This window comes from Vibrio sp. SCSIO 43135 (genome assembly GCF_023716665.1).
Classification (GTDB): Bacteria; Pseudomonadota; Gammaproteobacteria; order Enterobacterales; family Vibrionaceae; genus Vibrio; species Vibrio paucivorans.
Map to the genome: position 1 here is coordinate 690,014 of NZ_CP071859.1, position 19,459 is coordinate 709,472.

Consider the following 19,459-nt stretch of genomic DNA (forward strand, 5'->3'; position numbering starts at 1 on the left):
TACTACGGTGTAAAGCTCGTGGCTTCAAGATCTTTGTACTTTGCGCTCTTGCCTTTTTGCTAGTTCTAACTCGGCCACCTCTTTGTCCAGTTGGGCAATTTTTTCTGCCATTAATGCATGGCAATGATCGGCAAGTTCACGTGCTTGGTTTAAGTTATAGCCAGAGACGTCAATAGGTTCGAGCATTTCTGTAATCACAATGCCATTGTCTTTGCGGCTTAAGTTGATCTTGTTGTGAGTTGTGCTCACGCACATTGGAGTAATAGGTACTCCTGCTGCAATGGCCATGCGAAAAGCGCCAGTTTTAAAGGGCAATAATCCTCTTCCTTTGCTACGAGTTCCTTCTGGGTAAGCCCAAATAGAAAGGTTACGCTGGTGAATGGCTTCAACCACTTGCTGGAGCGTATCGCGGGCTTTGGACTTGTCCTGTCTGTCGATAAGAATATTGCCCGTTATCCAGTAGAGTTGGCCAAAAAACGGCACCCACAAGAGCTCTTTTTTACCTAAAGATACCGTTCTTGGACGCAGCATTCCTGGTGACGTGACAAAGTCATACACGCTTTGGTGATTGGAAATGTAAACACTGTTTGCAGGAGTTGGTGCTTTGTCTAACCCCCGCTGAATAAGCTCAACGCCAATTAACTTGTGCAGCTGATTAAACCAACGGCAGAAAAAATAGACGTGTTTTGGATCTCTGGGGCTAAATAAGCAATATACCAGTGCAAACAGAGTGATGACGACCATGAACACAGCTGCGAGTAGCAACCTTATAACTTTAAGCACAATGTTCTCCTTTCCAACAGCATCAAGGCTTAGGGATATTCTCTGTAGATTCATAGTATTAGAGTTTTAGTTCTATTTAACTAAATTGCAACAAGAATTGGGAGGGAGGTAATATTCAGCTCGAGATTACGTTGAATGAAGTAGGTGAGATAAGAGTGAACGGTATAGGTATTGATGGATGTAAGGCGGGGTGGGTTGCCTGGTACGTCAAAGATGGTGTACCTAATTGCAAAATAGTTCCGTTCTTGAACGACGTATTGAATGTGTTGGAAAGTGGTACGGCTATGATTGATATCCCGATTGGTTTTAGTGACCCTAAAACGCCCGATAGGCTATGTGACAAGGCGGCTCGGAAATTCTTGTCACCCACACGTAGCGCTTCGGTTTTTCCAGTCCCTTGTCGTGAGGCTTGCTACGCTGAAACGTATGAACAAGCGTGTGAAATTAATTTTTCAGTATTGGGGAAAAAGATTTCAAAGCAGACTTGGTTTATTTTACCCAAAGTTCGAGAGGTGGAATCTGTACTTGCCTCAAACCCATCACTCACCATAAGAGAGTCTCATCCTGAAGTGGTGTTTGCTGCGCTTAATGGCGCCCCGTTAGAGTTTGGTAAGAAAACCAAAGAGGGACAAAGTGAGCGATTGGCTTTGATTCGGTTACTTGAGCCTAAATGGGGAGCTGTATTAGATAGTCAGCTTCAACAGACACCATCAAAACTGGCCAATAAAGACGATGTTATCGATGCGTTTGTGCTCATGTTAATCGCAGCTGAGGCTAGCGCTCTTTCTACTTTGCCATTATCACCAGATACCGACCCGAGCGGTCGCGTGCGAGAGATTGTCTATTTGGATAAGTGCTTGAGATAATAGAAGATAGTATTCTATACGAGTAGGTTAATTAGGCTGACTCGATATGGCACTCATTTACAGTTAGCTCAGACAACGTAAGGAAGTTTCACGTGAGAAAATGGTTACTAGGCTTAGCGGCTATTTCATTCGGTGCAGCCAGTTCTTCTCAAGTTGCACCGGTCTCTGAATGGCAGTGTGGCATGATGAAAAAGCAAGGTGTGTTGAATGAGGGGGCTCCCGTTGGTTGTGAGCGATTATCGAAAGTCGACTTCACGTTTGTTGATTTTAAGGGGGAAACAAAACAAGGCAGTATGATCGTCTTGGATTTGGTTGCTCCGTCAGTAGAGCGTATCTTCGCTGAATTGCACCAACGCAAGTTTCCTTTGCACTCCGCTCGATTAATGCGAGAGTTTAAAGGGGATGATAATGCTTCCATGGATGCCAATAACAGCAGTGCTTTCAATGCGCGGCCAATTACGGGCGGTTCGAGTTGGTCGAAACATGCTTATGGCGTGGCCGTAGACATTAACCCAGTTCAAAACCCTTTCTTGGAGTTTGATGACAACGGGAAAATTACGGTTAAGCCTGCTCAGTCAGCAACGAGTTACGTTAACCGCACGCGCTTTAGAGCGAGAAATGAAATAGAGCGTCAGGGAATGGCAGAAGATGTCGTAGAGATCTTTGCTCATCATGGCTTTCTAATTTGGGGCGGTGACTGGAATACCCCAATTGATACTCAGCACTTTGAAGTCGGCTCTAGAAAGTTCGTTAGTCAACTATTAGCACTCCCTAAGCCAGAAGCTGAAGCGGCATTTGAAAGTTACATTAAGAGCTACCGCAGTTGTTTTACTCAACGACAAAGCCAAGGCGGTGAAAAGGCGAGAGCATATTGCGCGTTTCAGACTGTTCACAGCATTTAGCGAAGAAATACAAAAAGCGGAGGGGGAAACCTCCGCTTGTTTATTACTTAGTTGCGGTAAAGCGAAACATACTTTTTATCTAGTCACGTATAACTTCATATAAATTAGGATCGGCTTCGACACCTTTAGGTTTTCCTATTCTTTTGGCTTTGAACTCCTTGCGCATTCCTCCTATCGCAGCTTGGAAGCTCTCGACACTTTCCCACTCAGCAACATTTATGAGCTGATAAGTCGCATCGGGTTTTAGAGAGCGATGTAGTTTAGTGGATACATAGCCAGGCTGTTCAATGAGAAAGTCTCTGGCCACTTCCCAGTAGGCAATCGTCTCTTCTACTTTGTTATTCGGCACACTAAAAGTATTGATTAAAATAACTTTTGCAGAAGCGAAGAAGCTAAAAAAACAAAGTGCTAGCGTAATCATGATGTTGGTTATTGCTTTCATTATTAATGTTCCCTAGTTGAATGGTATTGGCTTTACGAAATGGTATTTACTTCATCAGCAATATCAGCAGCATTATTGAATCTTTATCTTGTGGCCTAAGTGCTCGACTTGAATCGTGGCATAGCCAAGCATCACTGCTTCAAACTGTTTACTTAACTCTTGCGCGTGTTGAGCATCTTTGGCTAGGAAAGCGACAGAATAAATAGGGCGTACGATGCCATCTCTCAGTGACTGAGTATCAAGATATGAAGACGTCACTAAACCTGCTTGGTTTAAGCTGATAACACGTTGTAAGTCGATGCTAAGCACGCGATCCATTTCCAACGCTTCAATCCCTTCTTTCCACGTAATGGTGACACCATAGTTGTTATAGATAGGCGTGTTATCTAGCCATTTTGAGCCCATAGGTTGAATGTTCGCTATCTTGACGAGCTCTTTTTTATACAGCGGCAAGTTCTTCAATTTTTGTTCTACTTGTTCAGGGCTGTCTGCTTCGATTACAAAGCGCAGCATTTGTACAGATCGGTTATCGATCTGGCTGCGAGAGACAAACATGTCTTTGATCTCACCTTGTTCCACTAGTTTGCCAAAAGCGGCTTTTTGCTCTGGCATAGCGTCTAAGACTTCTTCTGCTTTGTCTGTGTTCCATTCGAGTAACACACCGTAGTCTGCAGCCAATGCAAAAGTTGAAGCAAAAAGTGACGTTATGAGTGCTGCGGTCGTTAAAGCTTTCATGTCGTATACCTCTATGTATTTTTAGATTAGTTAGTTGGCGTTTGTGAAGGGTTACCAGCGAGAGCGGTAGCTTCGGTGGCAGCTTTTACAGGTTTTTTGCGCGGAGTCTAAGCCAGACTCTGCAAGGGATGGGTTTTGTTGCTGACTAGCCTGATAAAGCTCTGCAAAACCTTGATCCATTTGCAGCAACAGTTGATTAAATTTCTCGGGTTTGCTCCACACGCTGTCTTTAGCCTTACTGCCTTGTTGGCTGCCAGCAGGAAAAAGGGTTAATAGGGCTTGGCTGTGATTGCTTAACTCTAAGCTTGTGGCTTGAAGCTTATCCCAATCGGTTTGTGACCCATCTAAGGTGCGATTCGCACTCTTAACTAATGTTTCTACTTGTTCAAAAGCATGCTGTCTTTGTTCAATTTGTTGCGAGTAGTCTTGCGCGTTCACCAGTAATGGGGTGGAGCACAGTAGGCTGATCATGACTTTGTTCATATTGGTCGTCTCTTTTTATTGTTTGATCGTTTTAGATCATTGCGTGTTGTTGGGTTTAATTTATACAGCAATAGTTGCAATTGCAACTATTGCTGTGTAAATTAATGCAAATGAAATGATCGAACAAATAAATCAAGAGGTATCAAATGAGAATATGGGATCTATCAACACGCCTATATCATTGGGTTCAAGCGGGACTTTTTGTGGCGCTAATGGCAAGTGGCTTTTCCGGTAATGGCCCGCACGTCCAGTTAGGGTTAGCTATTACAACCTTGATCATATGGCGGATAGTTTGGGGATTTGTGGGAAGCGAAACGAGCCGTTTTAGGCAGTTTTTACGCTCACCAAAGCGTGTATTCAACTACGTATTGGGTAGGGAGTCATCGCGGCCAGGCCATAACCCAGCGGGAGGATGGATGGTGCTAACCTTGCTCTGTGCATTACTTGTGCAATGTATTTCAGGTATGGCCTTAGCGGGGTTGATTGATAATTTACCGTATGCTGAAGTTTGGCTAACGGATTCAGTATTCTCTCTATTGGAAAGTGCGCACTTACTGTTGGCAAATCTTTTACCTGCGTTAGTGGCTCTACATGTTGGTGCAATTGTGTTCTACAAGTTGCGCTCCAAACCACTGACTTGGGCAATGGTAACCGGCAAACAAACCTTTCTGAATCAGGAAGGGAGTGTGTTGCTAGTCCCTCAATGGCGAGCTTTATTAGTGCTAGTTCTTGCAACATCAGTTACCATGGCAATAGTTGCATTCTCATAGTGAGTAAGTTGTAAATGAGTGAAAAGTTCGATAGACAACGTAGTTTTGGTTGGCTAATTAATGTTGTTGCCAACGATGCTGCCAAGAAGCTAGATACAGAACTAAAAAAACATGGCCTGACGATAGCTTTGTGGCCTCCCTTGATGTGCTTATGGGAAGAAGAGGGCGTAACTCAACGTGAGATTGCGCAGAAATCTAAGGTAGAAAACTCGACTACCACCCGAACACTCGACAAGCTCGAGAACCTTGGACTTGTTGAAAGACAAGCCGATCCTAATAGCCGCCGCTCTTTCCGTATCTACCTTACTGATGAAGGGCGTGCTCTGAGAGAGAAGCTCCTACCTATTCCTGTGGGAATCAATCAAGATATTCTTAGTACGCTAGAGGCAGAAGAGCGTGATGAGCTGATTCGTTTAATGCAAAAACTGGTCGCCCAAGTTTAACTCGTCAGAGGTTGTATCAGGATGGAGAGTAAAATGACCAAGTCACTCAACGAATGTATTGTGCCTATGTACCCAACTATTCAAGCGTTAGACGTCAATGCGCTTGAAGCGGGCGAACACAAATTTTGGTTTGCGGTGGCAACAGACGCGATTGGTCATCCACAAACATTACCCGTTAGAGTGTTTAAAGGAGCAAAGCCAGGAAAGCGTATTGTGATTACGGCTGGTGTACATGGCGATGAGCAAAATGGCATTTTAACAGCGCAAAAGCTTGCAAGAGAGCTAGAAGGCAAAACAATTTCCGGCTGCGTTACTATCGTTCCCGCAGTTAACCTATCGGGTATTGCCCGCCACAGTCGCGATTTTCATTCTGCTGCCCCAGACAGTTCTTCTGCGAACCTCAACCGAATTTTTCCAGGTAACCCAAGTGGCGATGATGCCAGTCGCTACGCATATAGCCTATGGGAGAATTTACTAAAGCCGAATGCTGATCTCGCAATTGATCTTCACTCTCAAACTAGCGGTAGCGCATACCCACTTTATGCGTTTGCTGATTATCGGCTTGATGATTCGATTCGGATGGCGAGGCTGATTAATCCAGATGTGATTCTTAACGACCCGGGCGATCCTGGAATTCTAGAAACGGTTTATAACCGTGCAGGCATTCCTTCCATCACTATTGAAGTGGGCGTTGGTCGTTACACCGATTTAGAGATGGTGGATAGAGCAACGCTGGGTGTTTTAAATGTACTGCGCTCTTACGAGATGCTTGAAGGAGAGGTACCGGCAACACAGGAGCAATGTGTTGAGGGAAAGACCATCACCAGCGTGAGGGCAGAACAAGGTGGCTTTGTGATTTGCCATGTTGAGTTATTGGATAGTGTCGAACAAGGCCAAAAACTTGCTACGCAATACAATAGCTTTGGTGATGAGATTCAAACCTACTACTCACCTTCAAGCGGGACGGTGATCAGCCATAATGTGGAATCGGTTCGAGCACCGGGCTCACTAGTGGTTCGATTGATAAAGTAAACCCGATTTATCAATATCATATTGAAATAAAAAAAGGCCACCCGAAGGTGGCCTTTTCCAAACGTTTGGTGGAGCTGGCGGGAGTTGAACCCGCGTCCAAAAACCATTCATCATTGGTACTACATGCTTAGTCGATCTTTAATTTCACCACCTACCTGCGAACCGACACGCTAGTAAATGGCTAACCTGAATTATAATTCGCCGTTCATCTCTCAGGTGGGAAAATCCGGGCTAGCGCGTTTGGGTTTGATCTCTCGTTGGTCCCCGTCTTACGTGCGGAAGCTAGGGCGAGAGAGCTCTGAGCAGGTTATTAAGCTGCTAGTGCGTAGTTTTCGTCGTTTGCGACTATTTTTTTGCGGCTTTTTACGTGGCCAACCGCCCCACGGCATGCACCTCAGACTGCAAAATTCCTGTCGAATCCTAAATCAGCCCCAAAGTGTTCTTCGCATAGTACCAGAAAAGCTTAACCTGTCTAGCGTTACGCGTTTAAGTGCTCACATTTAACGCAATGCGCTTTTCATTACGCGTGCTTTCTCGCGAGCCCAGTCTTTCTCTTTAAGATCAGTACGTTTGTCGTGAAGCTTTTTACCCTTCGCAACGCCAATCTTCATTTTTACCCAAGAACGAGACCAATACAGCGATAGCGCTGCAAGTGTCATCCCTTCGCGGTTGATTCGACCAAATAGGTTATCTAGCTCGCGGCGGCTCATTAAGAGCTTACGAACACGAGTAGGGTTAGCCACTACGTGTGTAGATGCTTGGTTCAAAGGAGTGATTGTCATGCCACTTACAAAGGCTTCACCATCACGCATGAAAACGTAGCTTTCTGCAATGTTAGCTTTACCTTGGCGAAGCGCCTTCACTTCCCAGCCTTGTAGCTCTAGCCCTGCTTCAATTTCATCGTCGATGAAATATTCGTGGCGAGCTTTTTTATTGAGCGCGATAGTATTGCTACCCGCTTTATTCTTTGATTTCTTTGCCATAGTCTCCGCATTATACGGCTTGGATTTCGGATAGGAAATGCTTTTATTTGCGCTATCAGAGAATAAAAGTAAAATTGCACCACGCTTAAGAACAAATTTTGGCGATAGAGGAATAACTATGAAGCAAGTCAGTCGCTCTGCGTTGGTCTCATTTAGTGCAGAGCAGATGTTCGATTTGGTTAATGATGTGGCTAAGTACCCAGAGTTTTTGCCGGGGTGCTCTGGCTCACGCGTGATTGAATCGTCGCAAGATGCCATGGTTGCTTCTGTTGATGTATCCAAAGCTGGGATCAGTAAAACCTTTACGACTTCAAATGAGTTAGTCGCAGGTTCAGCGATCATTATGAGTTTGGTCGATGGGCCATTTAAAACCTTAAAAGGGGGCTGGTACTTTACACCGCTTGATGACAAAGCATGTAAAGTAGAACTTAAACTGGAATTTGAGTTTTCTAGCAAAATGATCGAAATGGCTTTCGGTAAGATTTTTAATGAGCTAACTAGTAACATGGTCAATGCATTTACCAAACGCGCGAAACAGGTGTACGAGTGCTATGAGTATTGAGTCGGAAATGATTCATGTTGAGGTGGTGTATGCGTTGCCTCAAGAGCAGCGAGTATTTACGCTGGTAGTTAACAACTCTATGACGGTTGAAGAAATTATTCAGCAATCAGGTGTGATGAGTTTGTACCCGGAAATCGATCTGGCTAAGAATAAAGTCGGCGTGTTTAGTCGCAATGTGAAGCTTGATGCGACGGTGCGTGACAAAGATAGAATCGAAATCTATCGCCCGTTATTAGCCGACCCGAAAGAGATTCGGCGAAAACGTGCCGAACAGGCGAAAGCGGCAGGCAATGCGGATCCCGTAACTGGCGGGAAACCTAATACCTTACGTAAGACAAGCTAATGTATTTATACAAAAACACCTCCAATCGGAGGTGTTTTTGTTTGCGACTGTTGAGCTTATCTCGGTGAGTCTATGGTACTCGGTGTTTCTTCTTGGGTATAAATGAGTCCATCGGCAAGCTCTGTTGCCCGCAATAGTGATTGGCCTACAATACTATTTGGGCTGCTAAGAGACGCGAGGTTAGCCATCTCTATAAATGCGGTTTCTACGCCGTTTTGGGCGAGCAATTTCTCTACGCTATTAGGTACACTTGATGCGTAATAGGGAGTCGAGCGCAGCTCAAGCTCAGCGTACATTGGTGTAATGTAGCCGTGGTCAAATGAATGGAGCAAACTGTACACGTTGTCTTCACCTATCATCTCTTTTAAGTGAGCAAATGCACCGATCGAGTCATGCCAAGCTCCGATGTAGGAGCTGATGTGCACGTTGTGTCCCCAAGCAACGATATTCTTATTTGGGAACCATTCTGTTTTTAGCCAATACAAGTTATCTGCTTGCATGATTTCATCGTCATTGTATGAGTCAAACCAACGGCTGTTGATTTGTGCTTGCATGCTTTTGACTATTTGTAGCCAGAATGTCGCATAGTCGCGAAAACCTGAACGATCTTCGAGGGCAGGTAGGGCCTGCGACGCTTTCATCTGAGTGAGCGCTGAATTAAGGCTTTGCAATTGGGTTATGAGTAATTCTTTATTCGCTGTGTCTGGCTCTTCAAAGTACCAAGGGCACATCATGGCGTTCCCGTTAGCAATAAAGCTATCCCAATCTAACGAGACGAGCTGATTCGCTTCGGAAAAAGTTTTCATTTCAGGAAGCATAGTGTCGCATGCAGGATCGCTGCTGTGTCTACCGTCAAAAGCAACTAGGTACATTGGGTTGTCGGTAAAGGCTTGCTGCTCTACGTATTCGTATAAAGGGTAAATCTCTGGTGTTTCTGCATATAGGAACATAAAGGAGTAAAGTATTGCGTCACGTACATCGGTGACGTCTCCATCCATTAAGCGTTGCCACAAACGAAGCCCGTCGTACAGGCCGCTTTCCATCGCGAGAACCTGATAGCCTTCTTCTTGATGAAGGTACTTAGCGACCCTTGATTTTAACTTATAACCTTGAGCACCACCGTGTGTGGCTTCGCCTAAACCAATAATGCTTTTTCCCGAGACGGCAGTACCAATCGCTTCGAGATCGCTATTATCCGTTTCACCGAACTCCAAGCTGTTAATGTAAGAGGTGACAGAGACTTGCTCTGGTTCGTTGTCTCCGCCACAGCCGAATAGCAAAAGAGTACAAAGTAGGGTACTGGTTATAGATTGATTATTCATAAGCAACTTCCTTGATATGTATGTTGCTATGAAGATTAGGTTTATGGATGGGCCGTTCAAATAGGGGAAAAGCCTAATTGCGGTGGTGTTCAATGTGAGGGGGAGTACGAAGGGGAGTTTCTCGATTCACTGCGAATAAAAAAGCCTCCTAGGTGGAGGCTTTTTCATAAAAACTAGAGAGAACTCAAACTAACTTATTGAATTTGCTCAAAGAAGGTGTCGCTGGCTGGAAAGTCACCCGTAATATCTACGAGAGTGCCAGCTGCGTTGAAGTTCACAACGAGATTCTTTTGAATCGATGCTTTGTGGCCTTCAGTGTGGTGGTAGATGTAGTACCAAGTGTCAGGGTAGCCATTTTCAATCAGCATTGGAGAGCCCATTACATAACGCACTTGCTCTTTAGACATGCCGAACTTCAGCTTATCGACTGCTTCTTGTTCTACGTAGTTACCTTGATTGATGTCGATACGGTACACCAATTTTTCCAACAGGGAACAACCTGTCAGCATTGTCATTGCTAGTGGTACAGCGATTAGCCACTTTTTCAGTTGCATACTTAAAATTCTTAACTAATGGATCTCGAAACTGAGCTGATAATAAACAAGCTGGGAGCTAAAGTAAAAAGCTCCCTGCACTTTGAACTGTTTCAGACCATGAATTTTGAATTTGGTTGCAAACTCGACGCATTTTTTCGCCAAAAGGGAACTTATCCCTGCAAAAGCCTAAGCGGTAAGGCTAGGCGGCAATCAAAAGCTCTTTAGCGTTCGCTAGTGTGGAATCAGTGATTTGGCTACCACCGAGTAATCTTGCTAGCTCGGAAACGCGTTGCTGATCATCTAATTGGTGCATCTGAGTTTCTGTCTTTCCGGCTTTTGTCTGCTTGGCAACAAACAATTGCTGATGGCCGCAGCCTGCAACTTGCGGAAGGTGGGTAACACATAGAACTTGCGTTGACTCACCAAGTGTACGAAGCATTTTGCCTACCACTGCCGCTGTTGGACCACTGATACCCACATCCACCTCATCAAAGATCAGGCTTGGTGTATCCACTTTCTGTGCGGTAATGACTTGGATCGCTAAAGATATTCGAGATAGTTCACCACCAGAAGCCACTTTAGCAATTGGCTGCATTGGTTGACCTGGGTTGGTTGAGACTAAGAAAGTCACGCTGTCTAACCCTAGTGGTGATGGGTGAGTATTTTGATTGTCTACATCAATACAGAACTTGGCTTTTTCCATGCTCAGTTCGTGCATACTTTGGCTAATCAGTTTATTTAGCTCCTTGGCGTAGCGGCTACGAGACTTGTGCAGTTTCTCAGCGGTCACTAGGAAAGCTTGATACTTATCTTCGACTTCTTGTGCTAAGGCATCCAGTTTTTCATCTGAGCAGTCTAGTGCTTCGATCTGAGCTAACAAATCTTGGTGATGCTGATAGAGCTCCTCAGGCATGACATGATGCTTTCTCGCGATAGACATGACTTTGGAAAAGCGTTCTTCAACGAAGGCCATACGAGCGGGATCGACGTCTATGGCATCAAGGTAGTTACGTAGCTCACTATTGGTTTCTTCTATTTGGATAATTGCTTCCGCCAGCATATTCGGCAGTTCAGCGAGTTTCTCATCCAATTCAGCGAGTTGAATTAGGGAGTGATTGGCTGATTGCAAAATACCAAGTGCATTAACTTCTTCACCTTCGTAAATAAGCTCGATGGCTTGCTGGCAGGTAGAGGCAAGCTCTCCGCTATTCGACAATCGTTTGTGTTCTTGTTCGAGTTCTTCAAATTCATTCTCCCCAATCGACAGTTCGTTGAGTTCTTTGATTTGGTATTCCAGCAATTGTTTTTGTGCGAGGTTTTGTTGGCTGTTCTCTTTGAGTTGCTTGAGCGTGTTATCTGCTTGACGCCAAGCTTGATATGCATTTCGCGTATTTTTTAAAAGGTTGAGGTGGCCAGCATACTGGTCGAGCATTGCCATTTGGTGATCGCTTTTCATCAATTGATGATGGGCATGCTGACCATGAATGTTAATAAGCAGCTGACCAAGAGTTTTGAGCTGAGAAAGCGGAACGGGACTACCGTTTACGAATGCACGGGAGCGGCCTTCTTTTGTAATCGTACGTCTGAGAATACATTCGCTGCCGTCGAGTAAGTCGTTATCTTCTAACCAGCGAGTTGCATGGAGATTATTGTCCAACAGGAATGCAGCACTGACTTCGGTTTTTTCTTCACCTTGGCGTACCATGCCAGCTTCAGCTCTTCCGCCAAGGCAAAGCCCTAAGGCATCAATAGCAATAGATTTACCTGCACCGGTTTCACCGGTAATGGTCGTCATTCCTTTAGAAAGCTCTAACTGCAAAGACTTAACGATAGCAAAGTTATTAACACTTAAATGAGCCAGCATTTTGGTTACCTGTATAATTGAACAACACTGTATAAAGAAACAGTATATACTGTTTCTTTATACAGTAAAGTGAGCGGGTGATTTTTTTGTGAAGAGGATCAGAGCAGGGATTTACTGAGAGAGTGATAACGTCGCTGTGGTGGTGTTTTGTTTAACGTACTTTGAATTAATCCTATAAAAAGAAAGGGTTGACGTTTTTTGTCAACCCTTGCAAATGTATTTAATGGCTTAGAAAAGCTTACTCGACCATCCCAGTTTGTTTCGTAGCACATGGTAGTAGCTGTAGTCTTTTGGGTGGATGAGTTTTAAAACATTCGGACTTTGATAGATGAGGATTTCATCACCAGGTGAGACTGGCAGAGAAATTTGGCCATCACAACTCACTTCTTGAGTTCCTCGGTTATCTGGCGACACAACCAGTTTTATACGGCGTTTTCCGTCGACGACGAGTGGTCGGCTAGAAAGAGTATGTGGGAACATTGGTACTAAACTGATCGCGTTCAAACTAGGGGATAGGATAGGGCCACCACCGGATAATGAATAAGCGGTTGAGCCAGTTGGCGTCGAAACAATTAACCCGTCGGAACGTTGAGAGAACGCAAAGCTGTCGTCTATATAGACTTCGAATTCAATCATATGAGCCACTTGGCCCGGGTGAAGTACGGCTTCATTCAGGGCTGCATTGTGGCTTTTGATTTGGCCGTGGCGATGGATCTCGGCTTCGAGCAGAAAGCGTTCTTCCACCATGTATTCGCCATTGAGTACATCAAGTAATGCCGTTTGGAAGTTGTCTGGATTGAGGTCGGTTAAGAAGCCTAGGTTTCCTCGATTAACCCCAATTACGCAGATGTCGAAACGTGAGAGTACCCGTGCAGCACCTAGCATGTTTCCATCACCGCCGACAACAATGGCGAGATCAGCCTTTTTCCCTAACTCTATCAAGCTTGCAAAATGGTTCTCGGGTACGTCGTCGAGAATTTCACACAGTCTGTCATCGATATACACTTGGTAACCAAGAGATGTTAGCCAAAGATACAACTCTTTATGCGTTTGAATCGCTTGTTGATCTCGTGGTTTTCCGATAATCGCAATCACATCAAATGATTTTTTCATAGGTTTTCCAGGCGAATTAGGCTTGATTCAGGAATCTTCATCCCCATAATAAGGGCAAGTTACCCATTTATGCGAATTTTTGTGTATCTAATCCTTATAAACTTGAAGGAATTAGACACTGAGCAAGTTGAATTCAGGAGAAATCATGAGCAACGAAGAAAACAAAGTTACAGAAGAAGAACTTGATCAAATCATCGAAGAAGCAGAGAAAGTAGAAGCGGCTGCTCAAGAAGCAGAAGCAGAACTTGAAGAAGCTGGTGACGAGAAAGACGTTAAGATTGCTCAACTAGAAGCAGCACTATTGTCTAGCGAAGCGAAAGTTCAGGAGCAAAAAGATTCTGTATTACGTGCGAAAGCTGAAGTAGAAAACATGCGTCGTCGTACTGAAACTGAAATCGATAAAGCTCGTAAATATGCGTTGAACAAGTTTGCTGAAGAGCTTCTACCTGTTATCGACAACCTAGAGCGTGCAATTCAAGCTGCAGATGCTGAAAACGAAGTGGTTAAGCCTATTCTTGAAGGCGTTGAGCTAACGCACAAAACATTCGTTGATTCAGTGGCTAAGTTTGGCCTGAAAGAGATCAACCCTGAAGGTGAAGCGTTCAACCCTGAATTTCATCAGGCTATGTCGATCCAAGAAAGCCCAGATCACGAATCAAACACAGTTATGTTTGTGATGCAAAAAGGCTACGAATTGAATGGTCGTGTAATTCGCCCAGCAATGGTTATGGTTGCAAAATAACACACTGCAACAGAGTGAATTAAGAGAGGCTTTTGCCTCTCTTTTTTTTTGCTTTTTGTTTAAAACAATAGCAAATACAAAGGTAGGAGAGGGGGAGAGCAACTAAGTAATTGTTGTGATTGGTAAATGGTGTTTTATATCGTTAGATATATGATTGGCTAGAAATTGTTCTAACTTGTTTGGTGTGACATTTTTGTAAATAAAGACTTTTATTTGTAACTTTTGTGTGTATTATGCGCGGTTGTTAGCTGTTTAAAACAAATAAATAGCTTAATTATTACAAATATTCAACACAACAAACTGGAGACGAACGATGGATAAATCGCTCTCAAGTAAAATTTTTGTAGGCTTATTTGCTGGTCTGCTTATCGGTACTGCGATTCAGTACTTGTTTAATGGGGTAGCTATCTTTGATACGTACTTGCTAGGTGCAGCTGAAGGCGCTGGTGGTATGTTTGTTTCATTGATTAAACTTCTTGTTGTGCCACTTGTTTACGTATCTATCGTATGTGGCATCGTCGATCTAAAAGACATCACTGCTTTTGGTCGTTTAGGTGGTAAAACTTTTGCTCTATACATTATTAACACCATCATTGCGATCACTGCGGCATTGACTGTTGGCCTTATCTTCCAGCCAGGTGCAGATGCAAACCTAGCTGGCACTATTTCTGAAGCGGTTCAATTAACCACTACAGAAACACCAGATATTTTCTCTCTTGTTGTGAACATTGTACCTAGCAACCCTGTTCAGGCGTTTGCAAACGGTGACATGCTACAAATTATCTTCATGGCGATCCTGACTGGTCTTGCGATTCAAGCTTTGGATTCACGTGGTGGTCCGGCAATCCGCACGTTCAAAATGGCAAACGAGATTATGATGAAGCTTGTTGGCCTAGTAATGAGCCTTGCGCCATACGGTGTATTTGCTCTGATGATTCAACTAGGTGCAACACTAGACGCGAACACGCTAATGTCGGTTGCGGGCTATGTAGCACTCGTTGTTGCAATGCTGGTATTCTGGATTTTCTTCTTCTACCCAATGATGGTTGGTCTAACGACAGGTATTTCTCCAAAAACGTTCCTGCGTGCGACTCGTGAGCAAATCCTTTTCTCGCTATCAACAGCAAGCTCCAATGCAACAATTCCAGTAACAATGCGCACTCTAACTGAGAAGCTTAAAGTTTCTAAGTCAGTAGCAGGTTTTGGTGTACCACTAGGTGCAACCATGAACATGTCTGGTGTGTCTATCTACATTGCATTGGCAACTATTTTCGTAGCAAACGCATTTGGTCAACCAATCAACACGGCTGACGTATTCACGCTTGGTTTAACTATTCTTCTACTGTCTATCGGTGCTGGTGGTGTTCCAGGTGGTGGCGTGGTAATGGTTGGTGTTCTATTGCACCAACTAGGTCTTCCACCAGAAGGTCTTGCAATCATCGCAGCAGTAGACCGTATCAACGATATGTTCTGTACTTCTTCTAACGTAGTGGGCGATACCGCTGTAAACACTATCGTTGCGAAGTCAGAAGGCGAAGTGAACAAAGAGCAAGAAGTGGACGCTCAACCAGCGCAATCGAACGCTTAATTGTCAACTTATCGTATAAAAGCGAGGCCAAGTGCCTCGCTTTTTTATTTCTAGTCGCAATATTTTTCCATTTTTTTAGTTTTCTCCCTTGAAAAGCTGTTTGCCGCCCCTATCTATGGTGCATACAAGAAGCAAACATAATTATTTTTGTTTGTGTGAAAGGGTTGAAAGCCCACTATTCGTCCCCCACATAGGGGATATACAAAACGAAAATAGAATTTATTCGGAGATAGCCTGATGGGTAAAATCATTGGTATTGACTTAGGTACTACTAACTCTTGTGTTGCTGTTCTAGATGGCGACAAACCACGCGTAATCGAAAACGCGGAAGGTGAGCGTACAACAGCATCGGTAATTGCATACACAGATGGTGAGACGCTAGTTGGTCAACCAGCAAAACGTCAAGCAGTTACAAACCCAACTAACACGCTATTTGCTATTAAGCGTCTTATCGGTCGTCGTTTCGAAGACGAAGAAGTACAACGTGACATCGAAATCATGCCTTTCAACATCGTGAAAGCTGATAACGGTGATGCTTGGGTTGAAGCACAAGGCCAAAAAATGGCGGCTCCTCAGGTTTCTGCTGAAGTACTTAAGAAAATGAAGAAAACTGCAGAAGACTTCCTTGGTGAGGAAGTAACTGGCGCAGTTATCACTGTTCCTGCTTACTTTAACGATGCTCAGCGTCAAGCAACTAAAGATGCTGGCCGTATCGCAGGTCTAGAAGTTAAGCGTATCATCAACGAACCAACAGCGGCTGCTCTAGCTTACGGTCTAGACAAGCAAGGCGGCGATCGCACTATCGCGGTATACGACCTTGGTGGTGGTACATTCGATATCTCTATTATCGAAATCGATGAAGTTGAAGGTGAGAAGACGTTTGAAGTTCTAGCAACTAACGGTGACACTCACCTTGGTGGTGAAGACTTTGATAACCGCCTAATCAACTACTTAGTAGAAGAGTTTAAGAAAGAGCAAGGCATCGATCTTAAATCTGATCCACTAGCGATGCAGCGTGTTAAAGAAGCGGCTGAAAAAGCGAAGATTGAACTGTCTTCTGCACAGCAAACTGACGTAAACCTACCTTACGTAACGGCTGACGCAACTGGTCCTAAGCACATGAACGTTAAAGTAACTCGTGCGAAGCTAGAATCTCTAGTTGAAGACCTAGTTCAACGTTCTCTAGAGCCACTAAAAGTTGCTCTAGCTGATGCTGACCTATCTGTAAGCGACATCAACGACGTTATCCTAGTTGGTGGTCAGACTCGTATGCCAATGGTTCAAGCGAAAGTTGCTGAGTTCTTTGGTAAAGACGCTCGTAAAGACGTAAACCCTGACGAAGCAGTAGCAATGGGTGCTGCAGTTCAAGGTGGTGTACTTGCTGGTGATGTGAAAGACGTACTTCTACTAGACGTTACTCCTCTGTCTCTAGGTATCGAGACTATGGGCGGCGTAATGACTAAGCTAGTTGAGAAGAACACAACTATCCCAACGAAAGCGAACCAAGTATTCTCTACAGCTGAAGACAACCAAAACGCGGTAACAATCCACGTTCTTCAAGGTGAGCGTAAGCAAGCGACTTACAACAAGTCTCTTGGTCAGTTCAACCTAGAAGGTATTCAGCCTGCACCACGTGGTATGCCTCAAATCGAAGTAACTTTCGACCTTGATGCGGATGGTATCCTGCACGTATCTGCTAAAGACAAGCAGACAGGTAAAGAGCAGAAGATCACTATCCAAGCTTCAGGCGGTCTAAGCGACGATGAAATCGAGAAAATGGTACAAGAAGCAGAAGCTAACAAAGAAGCGGACAAGAAGTTCGAAGAGCTAGCTACTGCACGTAACCAAGCAGACCAAATGATCCACGGTACTCAGAAGCAAATCGAAGAAGCGGGTGACGCACTTCCAGCGGAAGAGAAAGAGAAGATCGAAGCAGCAATCAAAGAACTAGACGAAGCGAAGAAAGGCGACGACAAAGAAGCTATCGACGCGAAAGTTCAAGCTTTAATGGCTGCAGCTCAAAAGCTGATGGAAATCGCTCAACAACAAGCTCAAGCTCAGCAAGGTGCTGAAGCGGGTCAACAGCAAGCGCCAGAAGACGATGTTGTAGACGCTGAGTTTGAAGAAGTAAAAGAAGACGAGAAGAAGTAATTTCGTTTCAGGATAGCTAGGCTCCATTATCAGAAGTCTCGCTATCCGCTTAGAAATCTTTTGCAAGTTATAGTGCGGGCGTTTGAGGTGACTCTTACGCCCGCATGTTTGTAAACAATGTCTATCTAACTAAAAGTGTCTTTTTGGCGAGAAGTCATTAGGGCGTGTTGAACTTTCGAGCTGATTTTTGCAGCACTTTGTGGGAAATTTATACAAGGCAGAGGCTTTGATGTGTAGCTAGTTTACATGAGAAGCCGATAACGCAGTAGAAATGAACCACAAAGGCTGCCCGAAGGGTTCGGCTAAAATCGTTTTATGCTTTGTTGAAGACTATTTGCTTAGAATGACTAGGCTACACAATCTTCGCCACGCCTAAAATGATTTTATCTCGAACAAAATTTAACCACGAAAGATCAACACGCCCTATAATCCAGAGCCATTAGTTAGATCGATATAAACACCAAGCGACATTCGGTCGTTTGCAGTAAGAAATTGGTGACGAAAACAATGTCAAAACGTGATTTTTACGAAGTATTAGGCGTTAGCCGTGATGCATCTGAGCGCGATATTAAGAAAGCGTACAAACGCTTAGCGATGAAGTTTCACCCAGATCGTAATCAGGGTGATGAGTCTGCAGCGGAAAAGTTTAAAGAAGTAAAAGAAGCGTACGAAATTTTACTGGATCCTCAAAAGAAAGCGGCTTACGACCAATATGGTCATGCTGCTTTTGAACAAGGTGGCATGGGCGGCGGTGGCTTCGGCGGCGGTCAAGGCGACTTTGGTGATATCTTCGGTGATGTTTTCGGTGATATCTTTGGTGGTGGTCGCCGTGGTGGCGGTCAGGCGCGTGCACAACGCGGTGCCGATTTACGTTACAACATGGAACTGTCTCTAGAAGAAGCGGTTCGTGGAGTATCAAAAGAAATTGAAGTTCCTACGTTAGTTAACTGTGACGTGTGTGACGGTAGCGGAGCTAAGAAAGGCTCTTCTCCTGAAACCTGTGGTACTTGTCATGGCCACGGCCAAGTGCAAATGCGCCAAGGCTTCTTTGCTGTACAGCAAACCTGTCCTACCTGTCACGGTAAAGGCAAGATCATTAAAGACCCGTGTAACTCTTGTCATGGTCAAGGTCGTAAGCAGAAAACCAAGACACTTAACGTTAAGATCCCTGCTGGTGTGGATACTGGTGATCGTATTCGTCTATCTGGCGAAGGTGAAGCGGGAGAAATGGGCGCACCAGCGGGCGACCTATACGTACAAGTTCATGTGAAAGAGCACCACATCTTTGAACGTGATGGCAACAACTTATACTGTGAAGTTCCAGTAAGTTTCGCGATGGCTGCGCTTGGTGGCGAGGTTGAAGTACCGACCCTAGATGGTCGTGTTAGCCTTAAAGTTCCAACTGAAACCCAAACCGGCCGCATGTTCCGTATGCGCGGCAAAGGTGTGAAGGGCGTTCGTGGCGGTGGTGTTGGTGATTTGATCGTTAAACTTGTTGTAGAAACGCCAGTTAACTTAAGTTCGCGTCAGAAAGAACTTCTGAAAGAATTTGAAGAGTCTTGCGGTGGCGAAGCGGCAACTAAGCATAAGCCTAAATCAGAAGGTTTCTTCAATGGTGTGAAGAAATTCTTTGATGATTTAACTAGCTAGTATTTAGTCACGAAGAAATGAATTAAAAAAAGCCTGCAGCCGCAGGCTTTTTTACATTTCGTTACTGTAAGTAAGAGATACGTTAAGCCTGTCTACGCTTTACTCTTAAGCGTAAGAGTTATGCCAAATCATCTGCATGCTAACAGTCC

The 19,459-nt window shown here is 44.4% G+C and carries 20 protein-coding genes and 1 other RNA gene; 11 read left to right on the forward strand and 10 right to left on the reverse strand.

Features of this window, described 5'->3' with window-relative positions:
- Positions 1-24: 24 nt before the first annotated feature.
- Positions 25-783 (reverse strand): 1-acylglycerol-3-phosphate O-acyltransferase, encoded by a 759-nt coding sequence (locus J4N42_RS03240; RefSeq protein WP_252029689.1) that lies wholly within the window; start codon positions 781-783, stop codon positions 25-27.
- 155 nt (positions 784-938) lie between these two features.
- Between J4N42_RS03240 and J4N42_RS03245 the strand changes: the two genes are divergently transcribed.
- Positions 939-1,649, forward strand: coding sequence for a DUF429 domain-containing protein (locus J4N42_RS03245; protein WP_252029690.1), 711 nt, complete (start codon positions 939-941; stop codon positions 1,647-1,649).
- A gap of 92 nt (positions 1,650-1,741) precedes the next feature.
- Positions 1,742-2,551: a M15 family metallopeptidase gene (locus J4N42_RS03250; RefSeq protein ID WP_252029691.1), complete on the forward strand. Its 810-nt coding sequence runs from the start codon at positions 1,742-1,744 to the stop codon at positions 2,549-2,551.
- 79 nt (positions 2,552-2,630) lie between these two features.
- Here the strand turns inward: J4N42_RS03250 and J4N42_RS03255 are convergent, their stop codons facing one another.
- The 3 genes from J4N42_RS03255 to J4N42_RS03265 form a co-directional block, all read right to left on the reverse strand.
- Positions 2,631-2,993 carry an antibiotic biosynthesis monooxygenase family protein gene (locus J4N42_RS03255; protein WP_252029692.1) on the reverse strand — a complete coding sequence of 121 codons (363 nt, stop codon included), beginning with the start codon at positions 2,991-2,993 and terminating at the stop codon, positions 2,631-2,633.
- A 72-nt stretch (positions 2,994-3,065) separates the two neighbouring features.
- A complete protein-coding gene (locus J4N42_RS03260; protein WP_252029693.1) occupies positions 3,066-3,728 on the reverse strand; it encodes a hypothetical protein in 663 nt (220 codons plus the stop codon).
- Between the two features lie 51 nt (positions 3,729-3,779).
- On the reverse strand, positions 3,780-4,211 hold the full coding sequence (locus J4N42_RS03265; RefSeq protein ID WP_252029694.1) for a c-type cytochrome: 432 nt from the start codon (positions 4,209-4,211) through the stop codon (positions 3,780-3,782).
- 146 nt (positions 4,212-4,357) lie between these two features.
- On the opposite strand from J4N42_RS03265, the gene J4N42_RS03270 reads away from it, so the two are divergent.
- From J4N42_RS03270 to J4N42_RS03280, 3 genes are read left to right on the forward strand one after another with little or no spacing between them, the layout of a single operon-like run.
- Complete coding sequence (locus J4N42_RS03270) at positions 4,358-4,981, forward strand: cytochrome b/b6 domain-containing protein (RefSeq protein ID WP_252029695.1); 624 nt, start codon at positions 4,358-4,360, stop codon at positions 4,979-4,981.
- A gap of 14 nt (positions 4,982-4,995) precedes the next feature.
- Positions 4,996-5,424, forward strand: coding sequence for a MarR family winged helix-turn-helix transcriptional regulator (locus J4N42_RS03275; protein WP_252029696.1), 429 nt, complete (start codon positions 4,996-4,998; stop codon positions 5,422-5,424).
- Between the two features lie 33 nt (positions 5,425-5,457).
- Positions 5,458-6,456 (forward strand): succinylglutamate desuccinylase/aspartoacylase family protein, encoded by a 999-nt coding sequence (locus tag J4N42_RS03280; RefSeq protein WP_252029697.1) that lies wholly within the window; start codon positions 5,458-5,460, stop codon positions 6,454-6,456.
- A 66-nt stretch (positions 6,457-6,522) separates the two neighbouring features.
- Here the strand turns inward: J4N42_RS03280 and ssrA are convergent.
- Together ssrA and smpB are read right to left on the reverse strand one after the other, a co-directional pair.
- Positions 6,523-6,889, reverse strand: a transfer-messenger RNA (tmRNA) gene (gene ssrA / locus J4N42_RS03285).
- A gap of 67 nt (positions 6,890-6,956) precedes the next feature.
- Positions 6,957-7,439, reverse strand: a complete 483-nt coding sequence (smpB, locus tag J4N42_RS03290; protein WP_252029698.1) for an SsrA-binding protein SmpB — start codon at positions 7,437-7,439, stop codon at positions 6,957-6,959.
- A gap of 118 nt (positions 7,440-7,557) precedes the next feature.
- On the opposite strand from smpB, the gene J4N42_RS03295 reads away from it, so the two are divergent.
- Positions 7,558-8,001, forward strand: coding sequence for an SRPBCC family protein (locus J4N42_RS03295; RefSeq protein WP_252029699.1), 444 nt, complete (start codon positions 7,558-7,560; stop codon positions 7,999-8,001).
- Entirely contained in the window at positions 7,991-8,344 is a 354-nt protein-coding gene (locus J4N42_RS03300) for an RnfH family protein (RefSeq protein ID WP_252029700.1), read from the forward strand. Before J4N42_RS03295 ends, J4N42_RS03300 begins: the two co-directional genes overlap by 11 nt.
- A gap of 56 nt (positions 8,345-8,400) precedes the next feature.
- Here J4N42_RS03300 and J4N42_RS03305 read toward each other — a convergent pair whose 3' ends face one another.
- The 4 genes from J4N42_RS03305 to nadK all read right to left on the reverse strand — a co-directional run bounded on the left by J4N42_RS03305 (position 8,401) and on the right by nadK (position 13,179).
- A complete protein-coding gene (locus tag J4N42_RS03305) occupies positions 8,401-9,666 on the reverse strand; it encodes an erythromycin esterase family protein (RefSeq protein ID WP_252029701.1) in 1,266 nt (421 codons plus the stop codon).
- 194 nt (positions 9,667-9,860) lie between these two features.
- Positions 9,861-10,220, reverse strand: a complete 360-nt coding sequence (bamE, locus tag J4N42_RS03310) for an outer membrane protein assembly factor BamE (protein ID WP_252029702.1) — start codon at positions 10,218-10,220, stop codon at positions 9,861-9,863.
- Positions 10,221-10,401: 181 nt separating this feature from the next.
- On the reverse strand, positions 10,402-12,066 hold the full coding sequence (recN, locus tag J4N42_RS03315) for a DNA repair protein RecN (RefSeq protein ID WP_252029703.1): 1,665 nt from the start codon (positions 12,064-12,066) through the stop codon (positions 10,402-10,404).
- Between the two features lie 228 nt (positions 12,067-12,294).
- A complete protein-coding gene (gene nadK / locus J4N42_RS03320; RefSeq protein WP_252029704.1) occupies positions 12,295-13,179 on the reverse strand; it encodes an NAD(+) kinase in 885 nt (294 codons plus the stop codon).
- 145 nt (positions 13,180-13,324) lie between these two features.
- On the opposite strand from nadK, the gene grpE reads away from it, so the two are divergent.
- The 4 genes from grpE to dnaJ all read left to right on the forward strand — a co-directional run bounded on the left by grpE (position 13,325) and on the right by dnaJ (position 19,310).
- Positions 13,325-13,921, forward strand: coding sequence for a nucleotide exchange factor GrpE (grpE, locus tag J4N42_RS03325; RefSeq protein WP_252029705.1), 597 nt, complete (start codon positions 13,325-13,327; stop codon positions 13,919-13,921).
- A 313-nt stretch (positions 13,922-14,234) separates the two neighbouring features.
- Positions 14,235-15,509, forward strand: coding sequence for a dicarboxylate/amino acid:cation symporter (locus J4N42_RS03330; RefSeq protein ID WP_252029706.1), 1,275 nt, complete (start codon positions 14,235-14,237; stop codon positions 15,507-15,509).
- Positions 15,510-15,746: 237 nt separating this feature from the next.
- Complete coding sequence (gene dnaK, locus J4N42_RS03335) at positions 15,747-17,660, forward strand: molecular chaperone DnaK (protein WP_252029707.1); 1,914 nt, start codon at positions 15,747-15,749, stop codon at positions 17,658-17,660.
- 507 nt (positions 17,661-18,167) lie between these two features.
- Positions 18,168-19,310 (forward strand): molecular chaperone DnaJ, encoded by a 1,143-nt coding sequence (gene dnaJ / locus J4N42_RS03340; RefSeq protein ID WP_252029708.1) that lies wholly within the window; start codon positions 18,168-18,170, stop codon positions 19,308-19,310.
- Positions 19,311-19,459: the final 149 nt, after the last annotated feature.